The organism is Streptomyces misionensis (genome assembly GCF_900104815.1).
In the GTDB taxonomy this organism is placed as follows: Bacteria; Actinomycetota; Actinomycetes; order Streptomycetales; family Streptomycetaceae; genus Streptomyces; species Streptomyces misionensis.
On record NZ_FNTD01000004.1, the window covers coordinates 4902626 to 4920022 of the forward strand.

At 72.2% G+C, this 17397-nt stretch carries 17 protein-coding genes; 11 read left to right on the forward strand and 6 right to left on the reverse strand.

Annotated features, from left to right (window positions below; translation table 11 throughout):
- Positions 1-43 precede the first annotated feature (43 nt).
- The gene (locus BLW85_RS24040; RefSeq protein ID WP_239697777.1) at positions 44-508 is read left to right on the forward strand and encodes a hypothetical protein; all 465 of its coding nucleotides are present in this window, start codon (positions 44-46) and stop codon (positions 506-508) included.
- A 3-nt stretch (positions 509-511) separates the two neighbouring features.
- On the opposite strand, the gene BLW85_RS24045 is transcribed toward BLW85_RS24040, so the two are convergent.
- Positions 512-1417 carry an alpha/beta hydrolase gene (locus tag BLW85_RS24045; RefSeq protein ID WP_074993075.1) on the reverse strand — a complete coding sequence of 302 codons (906 nt, stop codon included), beginning with the start codon at positions 1415-1417 and terminating at the stop codon, positions 512-514.
- A gap of 44 nt (positions 1418-1461) precedes the next feature.
- Here BLW85_RS24045 and BLW85_RS24050 point away from each other — a divergent pair, with 44 nt between their 5' ends.
- Positions 1462-1941: a MarR family winged helix-turn-helix transcriptional regulator gene (locus BLW85_RS24050; RefSeq protein WP_070026186.1), complete on the forward strand. Its 480-nt coding sequence runs from the start codon at positions 1462-1464 to the stop codon at positions 1939-1941.
- Positions 1942-1965: 24 nt separating this feature from the next.
- On the opposite strand, the gene BLW85_RS24055 is transcribed toward BLW85_RS24050, so the two are convergent.
- Positions 1966-2622, reverse strand: coding sequence for a class I SAM-dependent methyltransferase (locus tag BLW85_RS24055; protein WP_074993076.1), 657 nt, complete (start codon positions 2620-2622; stop codon positions 1966-1968).
- 235 nt (positions 2623-2857) lie between these two features.
- Here BLW85_RS24055 and BLW85_RS24060 point away from each other — a divergent pair, with 235 nt between their 5' ends.
- The 7 genes from BLW85_RS24060 (at position 2858) to BLW85_RS24090 (ending at position 11392) form a co-directional block, all read left to right on the forward strand.
- Positions 2858-4096 carry an amidohydrolase gene (locus BLW85_RS24060; RefSeq protein WP_177330032.1) on the forward strand — a complete coding sequence of 413 codons (1239 nt, stop codon included), beginning with the start codon at positions 2858-2860 and terminating at the stop codon, positions 4094-4096.
- A gap of 276 nt (positions 4097-4372) precedes the next feature.
- The gene (locus tag BLW85_RS24065; protein ID WP_074993077.1) at positions 4373-5428 is read left to right on the forward strand and encodes a BMP family lipoprotein; all 1056 of its coding nucleotides are present in this window, start codon (positions 4373-4375) and stop codon (positions 5426-5428) included.
- Positions 5429-5691: 263 nt separating this feature from the next.
- Entirely contained in the window at positions 5692-7218 is a 1527-nt protein-coding gene (locus BLW85_RS24070) for an ABC transporter ATP-binding protein (protein WP_107409168.1), read from the forward strand.
- Positions 7215-8345 carry an ABC transporter permease gene (locus BLW85_RS24075; protein WP_070026183.1) on the forward strand — a complete coding sequence of 377 codons (1131 nt, stop codon included), beginning with the start codon at positions 7215-7217 and terminating at the stop codon, positions 8343-8345. Before BLW85_RS24070 ends, BLW85_RS24075 begins: the two co-directional genes overlap by 4 nt.
- Positions 8345-9634: an ABC transporter permease gene (locus tag BLW85_RS40250; protein ID WP_074993079.1), complete on the forward strand. Its 1290-nt coding sequence runs from the start codon at positions 8345-8347 to the stop codon at positions 9632-9634. Before BLW85_RS24075 ends, BLW85_RS40250 begins: the two co-directional genes overlap by 1 nt.
- Positions 9631-10035 (forward strand): cytidine deaminase, encoded by a 405-nt coding sequence (locus BLW85_RS40255; RefSeq protein WP_275657248.1) that lies wholly within the window; start codon positions 9631-9633, stop codon positions 10033-10035. The genes BLW85_RS40250 and BLW85_RS40255 overlap by 4 nt, the downstream gene beginning before the upstream one ends.
- A gap of 79 nt (positions 10036-10114) precedes the next feature.
- The gene (locus BLW85_RS24090; RefSeq protein WP_208624977.1) at positions 10115-11392 is read left to right on the forward strand and encodes a thymidine phosphorylase; all 1278 of its coding nucleotides are present in this window, start codon (positions 10115-10117) and stop codon (positions 11390-11392) included.
- Positions 11393-11495: 103 nt separating this feature from the next.
- Here the strand turns inward: BLW85_RS24090 and BLW85_RS24095 are convergent, their stop codons facing one another.
- The gene (locus tag BLW85_RS24095) at positions 11496-12416 is read right to left on the reverse strand and encodes an AEC family transporter (RefSeq protein ID WP_070026180.1); all 921 of its coding nucleotides are present in this window, start codon (positions 12414-12416) and stop codon (positions 11496-11498) included.
- Positions 12417-12515: 99 nt separating this feature from the next.
- Between BLW85_RS24095 and BLW85_RS24100 the strand changes: the two genes are divergently transcribed.
- A complete protein-coding gene (locus BLW85_RS24100; RefSeq protein ID WP_074993082.1) occupies positions 12516-12869 on the forward strand; it encodes an STAS domain-containing protein in 354 nt (117 codons plus the stop codon).
- On the opposite strand, the gene BLW85_RS24105 is transcribed toward BLW85_RS24100, so the two are convergent.
- From BLW85_RS24105 to BLW85_RS24115, 3 genes are all read right to left on the reverse strand, one after another.
- On the reverse strand, positions 12753-13766 hold the full coding sequence (locus tag BLW85_RS24105) for a sigma-70 family RNA polymerase sigma factor (protein WP_074993083.1): 1014 nt from the start codon (positions 13764-13766) through the stop codon (positions 12753-12755). The genes BLW85_RS24100 and BLW85_RS24105 overlap by 117 nt on opposite strands.
- Before the next feature lie 104 nt (positions 13767-13870).
- On the reverse strand, positions 13871-14995 hold the full coding sequence (dnaN, locus tag BLW85_RS24110; protein WP_074993084.1) for a DNA polymerase III subunit beta: 1125 nt from the start codon (positions 14993-14995) through the stop codon (positions 13871-13873).
- Positions 14996-15094: 99 nt separating this feature from the next.
- Positions 15095-16384: an MFS transporter gene (locus BLW85_RS24115; RefSeq protein WP_107409169.1), complete on the reverse strand. Its 1290-nt coding sequence runs from the start codon at positions 16382-16384 to the stop codon at positions 15095-15097.
- A gap of 62 nt (positions 16385-16446) precedes the next feature.
- Between BLW85_RS24115 and BLW85_RS24120 the strand changes: the two genes are divergently transcribed.
- Positions 16447-17397 (forward strand): LysR family transcriptional regulator, encoded by a 951-nt coding sequence (locus BLW85_RS24120; RefSeq protein ID WP_070026177.1) that lies wholly within the window; start codon positions 16447-16449, stop codon positions 17395-17397.

Genomic DNA, 17397 nt, shown 5'->3' on the forward strand with positions numbered 1-17397 from the left:
GCTCCTCGCGTCCACCGTCCTCATCACCCTCACTGGATGCAGCATGACCTCAAGCACGGAACCCGACGACGTTCCGTCCGCCGGCACCAGCACGTCACGGGACGCCGCCGACAGGACGGAGAGCGTGTCCAGCCGGCTCTACGACCTGATCGGCGTCAAGGGAAAGGCCTCCGACAGCGGCCCCGGCGTCCAGGAGTGCTCGGGCAAGGACCGGGACACGTACTTCCGGATCTTCCACAAGTGGAGCTTCTATCCCGCGTCGGCGAGCGATCTCGACGCCGCGATGCAGCACCTCAAGGACGGGATGCCGGAGCACGGCTGGAAGATCGTCGAGTACGGCCCCGACACCAGCCGGAACAAGAACCTCACCCTGGTGGCGGACAACGACGAGCAGAAGGCCGGCGTCCACATCACCCAGATGAAGAAGAGGAACCCGCCCAAGCTGAGCCTGATGGTCGTCTCCGGCTGCTACCGGGTTCCCGAGGGGCAGAAGGTGGAGCACTTCTAGGGGTCAGCGGATGTGCTGCGTGAGGAAGAGCGCGGCGCGGTCCAGGGCCTGGTCGGCCTCGTCCAGGGAGCCGGAGTAGGCCTGGAAGACGTGCGGGACGTCCGCGGTGACGTCGAGTACGACGTCCACGCCGGCCGCCCGCGCGCGCTCGGCCATCCGGGTGGAGTCGTCCAGCAGGAGTTCGTCCGTGCCCACCTGGAGCAGCATCGGCGGAAGGCCCGCCGGGTCGGCGTGGACGGCCGGGCTGAGCAGGGGGTGGCGCGGGTCCTGCCCCGCGAGGTAGAGCGCCCCGCTGCGCTCCAGGCCCTCGCGGGTGAAGAAGGGGTCGGTCCCGGCCTTGGAGTCGACGCTCTCCCCGGTCCGGGTGGCGTCGAGGCCCGCCGAGAACGCCACGATCGCCGCGGGCAGCGGCAGCCCCGCGTCCCGCGCGGCGAGGCACGTGGTCACGGTCAGGCCGCCCCCGGCCGAGTCCCCGGCGAACACGATCCGCTCCGGGTCCTCGCCGCCGTCCAGCAGCGCCCGGTAGGCGGCCAGGCAGTCCTCGACCGCGGCCGGGAAGGGGTGCTCCGGGGCGAGGCGGTAGTCGAGGGACAGCGCCCTGATCCCGGTCCTGACCACGAGGTTCGCGGTCAGGCAGAGGGCGGTCTCGGGCGAGCCGAGGAGGAACGAACCGCCGTGGAAGTAGAGGATCGTCCCGGGGTGCGGCGCGGGGGCCGGGCCGGCGGGCTCGACCAGGAGGGCCGGGCGGGGACCCAGCTCGGTTGTCTTCGTGTGGATTCCGTCCGGTATGCGCATCTGTGCCATCAGTGCCCGGAACCCGGCCCGGAGTTCCTCGATGGACCGGGGGCCCTCGGGCTGGGGTGCGTGACGCAGTTCCGCGCGCAGCGCCGCTCGCTGTTCCTTGCTCATGACTGCAGCTCCGATCGTCGATAGCTGCCGCTACACTATATGCCGTGGCATATAAATCAAGTGGTGACGGCGCCCCGGCCCTCGCGGGGTTCTTCGACGACCTCGTGCGCTGCGAGACGCGCCTGTACAACGCCCTCAACGACCGCCTCCGCGAGCGGCACGGCATCGTCACGTCCCAGTACGAGTTCCTGCGCCGGCTCCGCGACCGCCCCGGCGCCCGGGTCGCCGACCTCGCCACCGAGTTCGCGATCGGCATCGGCGCGACGAGCAAGGGCATCGACCGGCTGGAGAAGCGCGGGTGGGTCGTGCGGCGCCCCAACCCCGCCGACCGCCGGTCGTCGCTGCTGGAGCTGACGGAGGCGGGGGCGGAGCTGGCCGACGCGGCGGCCGGGACCTTCGGCGAGTGCCTGGCCGAGCTGATGGGCGGCACGTTCGAGGGCGAGCGGCTGGCCGTCGCGGCCCGGGCGATGGGGGAGCTGCGGGCCGCGCTGGAGCGGGAGCAGGTGGGGGTGCCCACGGGCTGAGGGCGCGGCCCCCGCCCCCGCCCCCTACGCCTTCCTGGCCAGCACGAACGCCCGGGGGCGGGTCTCCTCCCCAAACGGCTCCCGGCGCACCGTCGCCACCAGGGCGAGACCCGCCTCGGCCAGCAGGGACGTGACCTGTTCGGGGGAGCGCCAGTAGTAGTCCAGGGCGATCCTGTGGGTGAAGCGTTCCGCGAGGTGGAGACGGGGGAGCGATTCGCCGGGCTTCGGGGTCTGGAAGGCGAGGAGCGCCGGGGCGCCCGGGGCGAGCGCACGGTGGAATCCGGCGAAGACCCCCGGGAGGCGGGCGTCCGGCACGTGGATCGTGGAGTAGAGCGCGAGGAGGCCGCCCAGGGACCCGGCCGGGACGTCCAGCGACGTCATCGAGCCGGTGCGGAAGCGGAGCCCCGGATGGGCCTCGCGGGCCAGCGCCACCATCGCGGGGGAGAGGTCGACGCCGAACGCCGGGACCCCCTGCTCGTGGAGCAGCGCGGTGACGTAGCCGGGTCCGCTGCCCAGATCGGCCACCGGGGCCGTGCCCCGCGCCAGCTCGGCGAACGCCATGACGACGCTCCGGTCCAGGGGATGGACCAGGCCGGACGGGTAGCGGTCCGCGTAGTCCCTGGCGATCGTGTCGTAGGAGGTACGGGTCGTCTGCAGAAAGTCCTCGGTCGCTTCGGTCACGGCTGGGGACCCTAGTGGGCGCGGGCCGACCGGAGGTCCGGTTCGTGGACATGGCGAGCGTGACCCCGGCGAGCCGTGGTATCCGTGGAAGGAGGAAAACAGAGGGATTTACCCATCAGAGTCCGCACCCATGCGTCCGGCGGTCAGATTTTCTTCCCCTATCGGGCTGAACTTTTGTTGATCGAGGGGTAGTTGACCGGCGGGGCGTCCTACCCTTCAGAGGGTGAAGCAATTGATGTCCCTAGAGTCCGAGGCCGGCCTTTCGGGGGATGTGCTCCCCGGCGTGCTGAGCGAGTCCCTGCACGCCGAACTCGTCGCCTTCCGCCGCGACTTGCACATGCACCCGGAGCTCGGCAACCAGGAGTTCCGCACCACCGCCGCGATCAAAGAGCGCTTGGAGAAGGCCGGGCTGCGCCCCCGCGTCCTCGCCACCGGAACCGGACTCGTGTGCGACATCGGCTTGAAGGAGGGCGAGCGGCCCGCCGTACCGCTGCTCGCGCTGCGCGCCGACATCGACGCGCTGCCGATCCCGGACACGAAGAGTGACTGCCCGTACCGCTCCACCGTCCCCGACCGGGCGCACGCGTGCGGGCACGACGTGCACACGACCGTGGTGCTGGGCACCGGTCTCGTCCTCGCCGACCTGCACGCCAAGGGCCTGCTCACCCGGCCCGTACGGCTGATCTTCCAGCCCGCCGAGGAGGTGCTGCCCGGCGGCGCCCTCGCGGCCATCGAGGACGGCGCGCTCAACGGGGTCGGGCGGATCCTCGCCGTGCACTGCGACCCCCGCGTCGACGCCGGCCGGATCGGGCTGCGGCACGGTCCGATCACCAGCGCCTGCGACCGGCTGGAGATCGCCCTTGACGGCCCCGGCGGACACACCGCGCGCCCGCACCTGACCACCGACCTGGTCACCGCCGCCGCCCGGGTCGCGGTCGACGTGCCCGCGCTGATCGCCCGCCGCGTGGACACCCGCGTCGGGCTCGCCCTCACCTGGGGCCGGATCGAGTCGGGGCACGCGCCGAACGTCGTACCGCAGCACGCCGAGCTGTCCGGCACCGTCCGCTGCCTGGACCTGGAGGCGTGGCGGCAGGCCCCCGACATCGTGCACGCGGCCATCGACGAGGTCGCCACCCTGCACCGGGCCAAGTCCGAGATCAACTACGTGCGCGGGGTGCCCCCCGTCGTCAACGACCGCGACGCCGCCGACCTGCTGCGCCGGGCGATGGCCGCCCGCCGGGGCCGGGACTCCATCGAGAGCACCGAGCAGAGCCTGGGCGGCGAGGACTTCTCCTGGTACCTGGAGCACGTGCCCGGCGCCATGGCCCGGCTCGGAGTGCGCCGCCCCGGCGAGCGCGCCGTGCGCGATCTGCACCAGGGCGACTTCGACGCCGACGAGCACGCCATCACGGTCGGCGTGGAGATGTTCACCGCGGCCGCGTTCCTGGACGACAGCGACGGCCGGCAGGCCTGAGACGGGCGGCCCCTCCGGGGGCCGCCGCATCCGGCCGCCGAAGGGATCCCCCGCCGCGGCGCAACACATCCGCAAGCCAATCGTGTGCCGTGCGCAACACCCCCGCCAGACGGCTCGGACTTCGAGTTCAGATGCTGTTTGCCTCGAATCGATAACGGCTTCGAGAGAGGGTTTTTTGCGACATCTACGCGCGTTACGATGCCGCGAAGCCGTCGCCGCCGGGGTGTTCGGCTCAAGCGCCGACATGGCGCTCAGGTCAGGTGAAGGAGCCTTCCCGTGCGCCGGGTAGCCAAGCTTTCCGCTGCGTGTCTCACCACCGCAGCCCTCGCCCTTGCCGCCACTGCCTGTGGCAAGACGTCCTCCGACGACGCCAGTTCCTCCCCTTCGGGCGGTGGCAAGGGCGGCGTCAAGATCGGTCTCGCCTACGACGTCGGCGGCCGTGGCGACCGGTCCTTCAACGACTCCGCCGCGCGCGGTGCCGACAAGGCCGAGAAGCAGTTCGGCGGTTCCATCAAGGAGCTGACGGCCAAGACCTCGGACACCGAGGCCGACCGCGAGCAGCGCCTCCAGGACCTGGCGGACGCCGGCTACAACCCGATCGTCGCCGTGGGTTACGCCTACGCCCCGTCGGTGCAGAAGATCGCCGCGAAGTACCCCAAGACCAGCTTCGGCATCGTCGACTCGGTCGTGGACGGCAAGAACGTCAACAGCATCACCTTCACCGAGGAGCAGGGCTCCTACCTGGCCGGTGTCGCCGCCGCGCTGAAGACCAAGAAGAGCCACATCGGCTTCATCGGCGGTGTCGACAACCCGCTGATCAAGAAGTTCGAGGCCGGTTACGTGCAGGGTGTGCACGACACCAACCCCAAGGTGAAGGTCGACGTCCAGTACCTGTCCCACGGCCAGGACACCTCCGGCTTCTCCAGCCCCGACAAGGGCCAGCAGGCCGCGCAGGGCATGCTCGACAGCGGCGCGGACGTCATCTACACGGCGGCCGGCTCCTCCGGCACCGGCGCCATCGAGGCCGTCAACGGCGTCAAGGGCGCCTGGGCGATCGGCGTGGACTCCGACCAGTACAGCGTCCCGGGCATGGAGAAGTACAAGAACTCCATCCTGACCTCGGTGGTCAAGAACGTCGACGTCGGCGTCTTCGACTTCATCCAGTCCGTCAAGGACGGCAAGCCGCTCGCCGGCAACAACGTCTACTCGCTGGCCAAGGGCGGTGTCTCCCTGTCCACCAGCGGTGGCTTCATCAAGGACATCCAGCCCAAGCTGGACGCCGCCAAGCAGCAGATCGTCGACGGCAAGATCAAGGTCAAGACCACCCCTTGAGCTGACCCGACCGACCTGTAGGGGTCCGGCCGTCCACCGGACCCGTCGGCCCACAAGGGTCCGGTCCGTCCACCGGACCCCGGCTCGGCGCGGGTGAGTCGTTCGCGGCCCCTTCGCCGAGCCATAACAATGTGTCAACTCTACGCGTGTAGCTAGGAGTTGCCGCGCTAGCGTCGCCGACGCCTGCCCTCCCTCCCCAACGCAGCCCCTTTCCCCGAGGAGAGTGCGCCATCAACGCGTCCAGCCCTCCCGCTGCCGTCGAACTGCGCGGCATCACCAAGCGTTTCCCCGGCGTCGTCGCCAACCGCGACATCGACATCACCGTGTCCAAGGGCACCGTCCACGCCCTGTGCGGTGAGAACGGCGCCGGCAAGTCCACCCTGATGAAGATCCTCTACGGCATGCAGCAGCCGGACGAGGGCACCATCACCATCGACGGCGAACAGGCCGTCCTGCACAACCCGGCCGACGCCATCGCCCGCGGCATCGGCATGGTGCACCAGCACTTCATGCTCGCCGACAACCTCACCGTGCTGGAGAACGTCGTCCTCGGCGCGGAGAAGCTGCACGGCATCGGTGGCAAGGCCCGCGCGCGGATCAAGGAGATCTCGGACGCGTACGGCCTGAACGTGCGCCCCGACGTCCTCGTCGAGGAGCTGGGCGTCGCCGACCGCCAGCGCGTGGAGATCCTCAAGGTCCTCTACCGCGGCGCCCGGACGCTCATCCTGGACGAGCCCACCGCCGTCCTCGTGCCGCAGGAGGTCGACGCGCTCTTCGACAACCTGCGCGAACTCAAGGCCGAGGGCCTCACCGTCATCTTCATCTCGCACAAGCTGGGCGAGGTCCTCTCCGTCGCCGACGAGATCACCGTCATCCGGCGCGGCACCACCGTCGGCACCGCCGAGCCGGCCTCCACCACCCCCCGGCAGCTCGCCGAGATGATGGTCGGCAGCGAACTGCCCACCCCGGAGACCGAGGAGTCCACGGTCACCGACATCCCGATGCTCACGGTCGACGGCCTGCACCTCGGCCAGACCGACCTGGACGGCATCGAGCGCGTCATCCTCGACCGGATCTCCTTCACCATCCACAAGGGCGAGGTCCTCGGCATCGCCGGTGTGGAGGGCAACGGCCAGTCCGAACTGGTCGAGGCGATCATGGGCATGCGCCACCCGGACGCCGGGACCATCACCCTCGACGGCACCGACATCTCGCAGAGCGCCACCCGCGACCGCCGCGAGGCCGGCATCGGCTACATCCCCGAGGACCGCCACCGCCACGGCCTGCTCCTCGAAGCCCCGCTGTGGGAGAACCGCATCCTCGGCCACGTCACCGAGAAGCCCAACTCCCGCGGCGCGCTGCTCGACACCAAGGGCGCCCGCGCCGACACCGAGCGGATCGTGCGGTCGTACGACGTCCGCACCCCCGGCATCGACGTCACCGCCGCCTCGCTGTCCGGCGGCAACCAGCAGAAGCTGATCGTCGGCCGCGAGATGAGCCACAACCCCAAGCTGCTCATCGCCGCCCACCCCACCCGCGGTGTGGACGTCGGCGCGCAGGCGGCCATCTGGGACCACATCCGCGAGGCCCGCCGCGAGGGCCTGGCCGTGCTGCTGATCTCCGCCGACCTGGACGAACTGATCGGCCTGTCCGACACCCTGCGGGTGATGTACCGCGGCCGCCTGGTCGCCGACGCCGACCCCGCCACCATCACCCCCGAGGAGCTGGGCTCCGCCATGACGGGTGCGGTCACCGGCCACCTGGAGCACGCGGAGGACGACGCGCGATGAACAAGCTGACCTCACGGATCGACAAGGAGCGGCTGGTCCTCGGGATCGCGGCACCGCTGCTCGCGATCGTCGCCGCGCTCGTCATCACCGCCCTGGTGATCCTCGCGACCGGCAAGAACCCCGGCCCCGCCTTCAGCGACATGCTGACCTACGGCTTCGCCAGCGACAGCCAGGTCTACATCCTCAACAAGGCGACCACCTACTACCTCGCGGGTGTCTCGGTGGCCATCGGCTTCCGGATGAACCTGTTCAACATCGGTGTCGACGGCCAGTACCGGCTCGCCGCGTTCTTCGCCGCCGTGCTCGGCGGAGCGCTGACCCTGCCCGGCTGGCTCTCCGTGCTGCTCATCCTGATCTGCGCCATGGGAACCGGCGCGGTGTGGGCGGCCATCGCCGGTGTCCTCAAGGTGACCCGGGGCGTCAGCGAGGTCATCTCGACCATCATGCTGAACTCGATCGCCACCGCGGTCATCGCCTACCTGCTCCAGCCCGGGAAGCTCGCCCAGCTCCAGCAGGGCGGCACCGTCGTCGCCACCAAGCCGCTGCCGTCGTCGTCGCACTTCTTCAACATCGACACCGGCCCGGCCGGCGAGCTGTGGGGCTTCATCGTGATCGCCGCCCTCGTCGGCATCGCGTACTGGTTCGTCCTCGGCCGCACCCGGTTCGGCTACGACCTGCGCACCGTCGGCCAGTCCGAGAGCGCGGCCGCGGCGAGCGGTGTGTCGGTGAAGAAGATGGTCGCCACCAGCATGATCATCTCGGGTGCGGTGGCCGGTCTGATCGGCATGCCGACCCTGCTCAACGACAGCTACCAGTTCAGCAGCGACTTCCCGACCGGCATCGGCTTCACCGGCATCGCCATCGCGCTGCTCGGCCGCAACAACCCGATCGGCATCGCGCTCGGCGCCCTGCTGTGGGGCTTCCTGGAGCGCACCACCAACCACCTGGAGTTCCAGGGCTACGACAAGGAGATCCTCGGCGTGATCCAGGGCGTCATCGTCCTGTGCGTCGTGATCGCCTACGAGGTCGTACGCCGGTACGGCCTCAAGCGCCAGCAGCAGCGGGTCGGCGCGGAACTCGCCGCCCAGGTCGCCGCCGCCCCGATGAAGAAGCAGGAGGTGGCGTGATGACTGCCACGATGACCGACGCGCCGCCGCCCGCGGCGCCCAAGGCCGCGGACGCCGCGCCGCGCAGCTCGGGCCGCTCGCTCGGCCAGATCCTGGTGCTCGTCGCGGGCGCGCTGCTGCTCCTGGCCGCGGTCCGGGTGATCACCGGCTCGCAGGACCTCGACTCCGCGGGCCAGGTCGGCGCCGCCCTCGGGCTCGCCGTGCCGATCGGCCTCGCCGGTCTCGCCGGCCTGTGGTCGGAGCGGGCCGGCGTGGTCAACATCGGCCTCGAAGGCATGATGATCCTCGGCACCTTCGGCGCCGGCTGGGCCGGCTGGCAGTCCAGCCCCTGGCTCGGCCTGCTGTGCGGCATCGGCTTCGGCGTCCTCGGCGGCCTGGTGCACGCGGTCGCCACCATCACCTTCGGCGTCGACCACATCGTCTCCGGTGTCGCGCTCAACCTGCTCGCGCTCGGCGCCACCCAGTACCTCGCCAAGCTCTGCTTCACCGACGGCGCGGCGGCCAACGCGGGCGGCAACCCGAAGCAGTCCCCGCCCGTGGACGCCCTGCCCGACGTCACCGTCCCCGGCCTGTCCGACGGCCTCCAGTCGATCGAGGGCCACCACTGGTTCCTGGTCTCCGACCTCGCCGGCATCCTCGGCGGCGTGGTCACCCACCTGTCCGTGGTGACCATCCTCGCCGTGGTGCTGTTCGTGGGCAGCTGGTGGCTGCTGTGGCGCACCCCGTTCGGGCTGCGGCTGCGCTCCTGCGGTGAGAACCCGGTCGCCGCGGAGTCCCTCGGCGTCAACGTGTACAGCTACAAGTACGCGGCCGTCGCCGTCTCCGGCGGCCTCGCCGGCCTCGGCGGCGCCTTCCTCGCGCTGGTCACCTCGCACACCTACCTGGAGGGCCAGACCGGCGGCCGCGGCTACATCGGTCTCGCCGCGATGATCTTCGGCAACTGGCGGCCGGGCGGCCTGGCCATGGGCGCGGGCCTGTTCGGCTACTCCGACGCCCTCCAGCTGCGCAACGGCGGCACGACCGTGCACGCGCTGCTGCTCCTGCTGGTCGTGCTGCTCGTGGCCCTCGCCGGGTGGAAGCTGTACCGCAAGGTGATGTGGCAGGGCGTGATCAGCCTGGTCGTGGCCGCGGCCGTGCTGGTCTGGTACCTGTTCACCGACGAGGTGCCGAGCGACTTCGTGGGTGCCACGCCGTACGTCGTCACGCTGCTGGTGCTGTCGCTGTCCGCGCAGCGCCTGCGGATGCCGAAGGCGGACGGCATGCGGTACCGGAAGGGTCAGGGCAAGTGAGCCGGGAAGACGGCGGGTTCGACTGGGAGGCGCTGCGCGCCGCGGCCCGGGAGGCGATGGTGCACGCCTACGCCCCCTATTCGGGCTACCCCGTCGGGGTGGCGGCCCTGGTCGACGACGGCCGCACCGTCACCGGCTGCAACGTCGAGAACGCCTCCTACGGCCTCGGCCTGTGCGCCGAGTGCGGCCTGGTCTCCGAGCTGCAGCGCACGGGCGGCGGCCGCCTCACCCACTTCACCTGCGTGAACGGTGAGGGCGAGCTGCTCGTCCCGTGCGGCCGCTGCCGCCAGCTGCTGTACGAGTTCGGCGGCCCGGAGCTGCTCCTGGACACCCCCGAGGGCGTCCTGCCGCTGTCCGGGATGCTCCCGCAGGCCTTCGGCCCGGACCATCTCACCAAGTAATTCCCGTACGGCCCCCCTGACCACCTCAGGGGGGCCGTACACCTTCGCACCTCCCGGAAGGAAGCCACCAGCCATGGCCATGGACGCCATCTCCGTCATCCGCACCAAGCGGGACCGCGGCGAGCTGACCGACGAGCAGATCGACTGGGTCATCGACGCGTACACCCGCGGCGAGGTCGCCGACGAGCAGATGTCCGCGCTCGCCATGGCGATCCTGCTCAACGGCATGAACCGGGGTGAGATCGCCCGCTGGACGGCGGCCATGATCGCCTCCGGCGAGCGCATGGACTTCTCCACGCTGTCCCGGCCGACCGCCGACAAGCACTCCACCGGAGGCGTCGGCGACAAGATCACCCTGCCGCTGGCCCCGCTGGTCGCGGCCTGCGGCGCGGCCGTACCGCAGCTGTCCGGCCGGGGCCTCGGCCACACCGGCGGCACCCTCGACAAGCTGGAGTCCATCCCCGGCTGGCGCGCCCTGCTCTCCAACGAGGAGATGCTGGACGTGCTGGACTCGGTCGGCGCGGTGATCTGCGCGGCGGGCGACGGTCTGGCCCCCGCCGACAAGAAGCTGTACGCGCTGCGCGACGTCACCGGCACCGTCGAGGCGATCCCGCTGATCGCCTCCTCCATCATGTCCAAGAAGATCGCCGAGGGCACGGGCTCCCTGGTGCTGGACGTGAAGGTCGGCTCCGGCGCCTTCATGAAGACCCTGGCGGACGCCCGTGAGCTGGCCTCCACCATGGTGGGCCTGGGCACGGACCACGGCGTGCGCACGGTCGCGCTGCTGACGGACATGTCCACCCCGCTCGGCCTGACGGCGGGCAACGCGCTGGAGGTCCGCGAGTCGGTGGAGGTCCTGGCGGGCGGCGGCCCGGCGGACGTGGTCGAGCTGACCCTCGCCCTGGCCCGCGAGATGCTGGACGCGGCCGGCCTGAAGGACGCCGATCCGGCCAAGGCGCTGGCCGACGGCTCGGCGATGGACGTCTGGCGCCGCATGATCGCGGCCCAGGGCGGCGACCCGGACGCCCCGCTGCCCACCTCCCGCGAGCAGCACGTGGTGACCGCCCCGTCCTCCGGCGTCCTCACCCGCCTCGACGCCTACGACATCGGCATCGCCGCCTGGCGCCTGGGTGCCGGCCGCGCCCGCAAGGAGGACCCGGTGCAGGCCGCCGCGGGCGTCGAGCTGCACGCCAAGCCCGGCGACACGGTGACCGAGGGACAGCCCCTGCTGACCCTGCACACCGACACCCCGGACCGCTTCGACTACGCCCTCCAGGCGGTGCGGGGTTCCTTCGACATCGCCGCCCCCGGCACGGACTTCACGCCCACCCCGGTGGTGCTGGAACGTATCGGCTGACCTGCGGCTTCCTCATACGGATGAACGGGACCGGTGGACCTGCGCCGGTCCCGTTCGTCTGAACGGCATGACGAGCACTCGGCGCCCGCCGGCGCGGCCACGCTCACCCCAAAACCGTCGCCACCCCCACCAGTACCGGTACCGAGACCACCGTCGACAGGAGGATCGAGTCGCGGGCCAGGGACTGGGCGACGTGGTAGCGGGTGGCGTAGGTGAAGAGGTTCTGGGCCGCCGGGAGGGCGGAGGTGACGACCACGTCGAGCAGGGGGGCGCCGTGGAGGTGGAAGAGGGACGTGGCCAGGGCCCAGGCGGCCAGTGGCTGGCCGAGGGACTTCAACGTCACGGAGAGGAAGACCAGTCGGCGGTCCGGGCCGCGCCAGGGTGCCGCGCTGCCGTGCAGGGACATGCCGAAGGCCAGCAGGGCCGCGGGGACGGACATGTTGCCGATCAGGGTGAGCGGCTCCATCACCGGGCCGGGGAGCCTCCAGCCCGCGGCCGACACCACGACCCCCGACAGCGACCCCACCGCGATCGGGTTGCGCAGCGGCGTCAGCAGGCGCTGCGCGAGCGTGCCCTTGCCGCCCGTGCCCGACAGGTCCAGCACGGTGAGCGCGACCGGCGTGACGAGGACGACCTGGAAGAGCAGCACCGGCGCCACCAGTGACGCGTCGCCGAGGACGTACGCGGCGATGGGGATGCCGAGGTTTCCCGAGTTGACGTACCCCGAGCACAGCGCGCCGATCGTCGTACGGCCCGTCCCCCACCGCCGCGCCGCCCCGACCGCGACGAACACCGCGCAGACCGCCGCCGTGCTCAGCGCCGTCACCAGCAGGCGGGCGGAGAAGAGCACGGACAGATCCGCCCTGGCCAGGGTGGTGAACAGCAGCGCGGGACCGGCCACCGTGAACGCCAGCCGCGTCAGCACCTCCACGCCCTGCGCCCCGAGCGTCCCGCGCCGCCCGAGCACATAGCCCGCCCCGATCACGATCGCGATCACCGCGAAACCGCTGAGTACCCCCGTCACGGCCCCAACCCTCCAGCGGGCACGTGCGGTCGGTCAATGTGATTCCGATCGGCCCCGGCGCCGCGATGAGTTACGCCCCGCCCGGCCGTCTATCTCCCCGTGGACGCCGAGGAACTCCCCGTGCTCGTGCTGCCCGGAACCGCGGGGCGCGACGAGGTGCCGGTGCTCTGTGCGGCCGTACGGGCCGCGCTGGAGCGCACCGGCGCCCGGACCGTCGTGTGCGACGTGGGCGCGCTCGGGCCGCCGGGCCTCGCCGAGGTGGACCTGCTGGCCCGGCTGGAGCTGGCCGCGCGCCGGGCCGGCGGGCGGATCCGGCTGCGCGCCCCCGCCCCCGCGCTACGCGCCCTCCTCGCCCTCGCCGGCCTCCGCTTCCAGATGGAGGGGCAGACCGAAGAGCGGGAACCAGCGCCCGGTGTCGAGGAAGCAGTGGAAACCGGTGATCCGGCCCCCTGACAGCTCCAGCACCTGCACCGCCCACGGGCTGAAGCCGCCGTTGTCCGGGTCCGGCTTGTAGTGCGCGAACCCCGGCAGCCCGTTGGCCCGCACCGGCACCAGCCGCGAGCCGGCACAGGAGGCGCCGATGGTGGACATGAAACCGGTGATGTCCGCCGGACCGCGCAGCCACAGGTCGAACGGCGGCATCGTCATGACCGCGTCCTCGTGCAGCAGCGCCGTCAGCGCCGCCATGTCGTACCCCTCGAACGCCTTCACATAGCGCTCCAGCAGCTTCTGCTGCTCCTCGTCCAGCGGGTCGGACACCTCGCCCTCGGCACCGACCTGCGACCGCTCGGCGAGCGTGGCCCGCGCCCGCTGCAACGCGCTGTTGACCGAGGCGACCGAGGTGTCCAGCAGCTCGGCGACCTCGCTCGCCTTCCACGCCAGCACCTCGCGCAGGATCAGCACCGCCCGCTGCTTGGGCGGCAGCTGCTGCAACGCCGCCATGAACGCCAGCCGGACCGACTCCTTGGCCACCGCGGCCTCCGCCGGATCGCCCACCGCCGGCAGCACCCGCGCGTCCGGCACCGGCTCCAGCCAGGTGTGGTCGGGGCGCGGGGACAGCGCCGCCTGCGCCAGCGGCGTCGCGTCGGTCAGATCCATCGGCCGCGCCCGTCTGTTGCCCGCCGACAGCATGTCCAGGCACACGTTCGTCGCGATCCGGTACAGCCACGAGCGCAGCGACGACCGGCCCTCGAACCGGTCGTGGCTGCGCCAGGCGCGCACCAGCGTGTCCTGCACCGCGTCCTCCGCCTCGAAGGAGGACCCGAGCATCCGGTAGCAGTAACCGGTCAGCTCGGTCCGGTGCCTCTCCAGGGCGACGTCGATCCCCGCCGCCGCCGTACCGTCACCCATCGCCCACCCGTCCCGTCACCGTTCGTACGCGTCTTCGCGCCCCACCACTCGCGAAGCTACCGCAGCCCACTGACAATGACCGCCGGAGTCGTAAAGCGACCGAATCAGACCAACTGCTTTACGGACATGAGCAGATGCCGATGGTCGTCCGCCGCCCCGGTGCCGCCGAGCAGCGCCCGCTGACCCGCCCCGAGCAGCTCGATCCGCAGCCCCGGGCACGCGAAGGAGTTCAGCGCGTCCAGCAGGTACGCCGGATTGAACGCCACCGTCGCCTCCTCCGCGCCGCGCAGCACGGCCGGCAGCCGCTGCGCCGCCACGTCGTCCCCGTAACCCGCCCGCACCAGCAGCGTGCCCCCGTCCGCGGCGAAGTCCAGCCGCACCGGGCTGTTCGCCTCGGCCACCACCGCCACCCGCCGCACCGCCTCCGCCAGCGCCTCGGTGTCCACCTCGGCGACCGAGGCACCGGCCAGCTCGAACAGCGTGCCGTACCCCGGCAGCCGGCCGTCGAGACGCCGCAGCAGCGTCCGCGCGCCCCCGCCCTCGAACCCCACGACCCCGGCCGTCCCGTCCCCCGGCGCCAGCAGCACCCGCGCGGACCCGCACCGCGCCAGCCCCCGCGCGGTCTCCAGCAGCCTTCGCGCGGGCAGCAGCACCTCCACCGGCTCCCCGGCCGCCACCCCCGGCCGCCACTCGAGCCGCCGTACCGCATAGCGGTACCGGTCGGACGCCGACAACGTCAGCTCCGCGCCCTCCAGCCGGAGCTGGACCCCGGTGAGCACCGGCAGCGTGTCGTCCCGCCCCGCGGCCACCGCCACCTGACCGACGGCCGTCGCGAACGCCTCCGCGTCCACCTCCCCGTACTCCGCCGGCGCCGCCGGCAGCGCCGGATACTCCTCGTACGGCAGCGTCGACAGCCCGAACCGGGTGCCGCCCGCCTCCACGGTGAACCGCGTCCCCTCCAGCGCGCAGCTCACCGGCCCCTCCGGCACCACCCGGCAGATGTCCAGCAGCCGCCGCCCGAGCACCAGCACCCGGCCCGCCGCGCCCACCTCCGCCCCGGTCTCCACCCGGGCCGAGGTCTCGAAGTCGGACCCGGACACCGTCAGCCGCCCCGCCTCGGCGGTCAGCAGCAGTCCGCCCAGCACGGGCACCGGCGTCCGCGCCGGCAGCGCCCGCGCCGCCCTGGCCACCGCCTCCGCCAGCTCCCCGCGCGCGATCCGGAACTCCATACGGCAAACCCCCTGCGTCGATGGCCCAGTTGCCCCGCGGACGCTATCCGCGCCCACTGACAACCGGCCCCGACCAGGGGGAAGACGAGACCTCGCGGGTCACGCCGGAGCCGGCTCCCGCCGTGCCGCCCGCGAGCCGAGGACCGTGATGGCGACGACCCCGACGATCGCGAACAGGCCCACGCCCACCGTGCCGGACCAGCCGTCGGAGTGGAAGGCCACGGCACCGACCGTGCTGCCGACGCTGGACCCGATGTAGTAGGCCGACTGGTAGAGCGCGGAGGCCTGGGCGCGGCCGTGGGTGGCGGTCTTGCTCACCGCCGAGGAGGCGACCGCGTGCCCGGCGAAGAAGCCCGCCGTGATCAGCACCAGCCCGAGCAGCACCAGGGGGAGCGACCCGGCCAGCGACAGGAGCAGCCCCGCCGCGGTCGTGCCGCCCGCCAGGTAGAGCGCGCCCCGGCGGCCGACCCGGCCCACCAGCCGGCCCGCGGTGGACGCCGAGACCGTGCCCACCAGATAGACCAGGAAGATCGAACCGATGATGCCCTGCGGCAGCCCGAACGGCGCGCCCGTCAGCCGGTAGCCGATCACCGTGTACACGCCGCCGAACACCGTCATGAACAGCGCGCCGATCGCGTACAGACGGCGCAGCAGCGGGTCGCACAGGTGGTCGCGGACCGTGCCGAGCAGGACGCGGGGGCGCAGCGAGCCCGCCGTGAAGTGCCGCGGCGCGGGCAGCAGCAGCCGGAACGCCACCGCGCACCCGACCGCGACCAGTCCGATCACGCCGACCGAGACCCGCCAGCCCCACAGCTGCGCCACCCAGCCGGTGATCACCCGGCCGCTCATGCCACCGACGCTGTTGCCGGCCACGAACAGACCGATCGCCGTGACCAGCGCCCGCGGCCGCACCTCCTCGGCCAGGTACGCCTGCGCCGACGCGGGCAGCCCGGCCAGCGCCGCGCCCTGCACCGCGCGCAGCGCCACCAGCGCGCCGATCGACGGCGCGAAGGGGACCAGCAGCCCGACGGCCACCGCGACCGACAGCGACGCCGTCATCACCGTACGGCGGCCGAAACGTTCCGACAGCGCGCTCATCGGCAGCACGAACAGCGCGAGACCGCCGGTCGCGGCCGCCACGGTCCAGCTCGCCTCGCCCGCCGCGACCCCGAGGTCGTCGGAGATCAGCGGCAGCAGGGCCTGGGTGGAGTACAGCAGGGCGAAGGTCGCGACCCCGGCGAGGAAGAGGGCGAGGCTCATCCGGCGGTAGCCGGGGCCGCCCGGCGTCATCCGGGTGTCGGGCGTCCCGGCGGCGGTGCGGGACTCGGTGGCGGTGACGGGCGCGTCGGCGTCCACGGCCGTGGACGCCCCGGTACTGGCAGGAGACATGCCTCGACCGTAGGGACACTCCTTACATCCGTCCAATGCATGGAATCGCCATAATCGATCCCATGGAGCATCAGCAGAGGTCACAGCCCCGCCTGTCACCGTCCGGTGACACAGAAGACATGGCGCTGTTGCTCGCGCCCCGGCTCGCCTACTTCGCCGGCGTGGCCCGCACCGAGCACGTCACCCGCGCCGCCCAGGAGATGGACGTCCCCCAGTCCACCCTCTCGCGCGCCATCGCCCGGCTGGAGGAGGACCTGGGTGTCGACCTGTTCGCCCGCCGCGGCCGCACCCTCGTCCTCACCACCGCGGGCCGCGCCTTCCTCGCCTCCGTCGAACGCGCCCTCGCCGAGGTGGAACGCGCCGCCGAGGAGGTCCGCGCGGACGCCCACCCGGCCACCGGCAAGGTCGCCTTCGGCTTCCTGCACACCATGGGCGCCGAGACCGTGCCCGGACTGCTGCACGCCTTCCGCGCCGAGCACCCCCGCATCCGCTTCAGCCTGGTCCAGAACCACGGCGAGGCCATGCTGGAGGGACTGCGCGCCGGCCGGCTCGACCTGTGCCTGACCTCCCCCGTCCCGGACGCCCCCGACCTGGCCGCCCGCCGCCTGGACGAGCAGAAGCTCCGCCTGGTCGTGCCCGCCGACCACCCGCTGGCGGGCCGCCGCCGGATCCGGCTGGCCGAGGCGGCCGAGGAGAACTTCGTCACCCTGGAACCCGGTTACGGCCTGCGCCGCATCACCGACGCCCTGTGCCGCGAGGCCGGGTTCGCGCCCCGGATCGCCTTCGAGGGGGAGGAGGCGGAGACACTGCGGGGCCTGGTCGCGGCCGGTCTCGGGGTCGCCCTGCTGCCGCCGCCCACGGTGCCGAGGCCGGGCGTGGTGGAGCTGACGGTCACCGCGCCCCGGGCCGTCCGCGAGATCGGCGTCGCCTGGCCGGCCGGCCGCCCGGACACCCCGCCGGTGGCCGCCTTCAAGAAGTTCCTGCTGTCGAGACGGGGCAACCTGCTGCCCTGA

Bases quoted from the DNA above. Each gene is read 5' to 3' on its own strand.
- dnaN (WP_074993084.1), bottom strand. From the start codon at position 14,995: ATGGAGTTCCGGATCGCGCGCGGGGAGCTGGCGGAGGCGGTGGCCAGG.
- BLW85_RS24045 (WP_074993075.1), bottom strand. From the start codon at position 1,417: ATGAGCAAGGAACAGCGAGCGGCGCTGCGCGCGGAACTGCGTCACGCA.
- BLW85_RS24060 (WP_177330032.1), top strand. From the start codon at position 2,858: ATGTCCCTAGAGTCCGAGGCCGGCCTTTCGGGGGATGTGCTCCCCGGC.
- BLW85_RS40250 (WP_074993079.1), top strand. From the start codon at position 8,345: ATGACTGCCACGATGACCGACGCGCCGCCGCCCGCGGCGCCCAAGGCC.
- BLW85_RS24040 (WP_239697777.1), top strand. From the start codon at position 44: ATGACCTCAAGCACGGAACCCGACGACGTTCCGTCCGCCGGCACCAGC.
- BLW85_RS24105 (WP_074993083.1), bottom strand. From the start codon at position 13,766: ATGGGTGACGGTACGGCGGCGGCGGGGATCGACGTCGCCCTGGAGAGG.
- BLW85_RS24075 (WP_070026183.1), top strand. From the start codon at position 7,215: ATGAACAAGCTGACCTCACGGATCGACAAGGAGCGGCTGGTCCTCGGG.
- BLW85_RS24090 (WP_208624977.1), top strand. From the start codon at position 10,115: ATGGACGCCATCTCCGTCATCCGCACCAAGCGGGACCGCGGCGAGCTG.
- BLW85_RS24115 (WP_107409169.1), bottom strand. From the start codon at position 16,384: ATGTCTCCTGCCAGTACCGGGGCGTCCACGGCCGTGGACGCCGACGCG.
- BLW85_RS24120 (WP_070026177.1), top strand. From the start codon at position 16,447: ATGGAGCATCAGCAGAGGTCACAGCCCCGCCTGTCACCGTCCGGTGAC.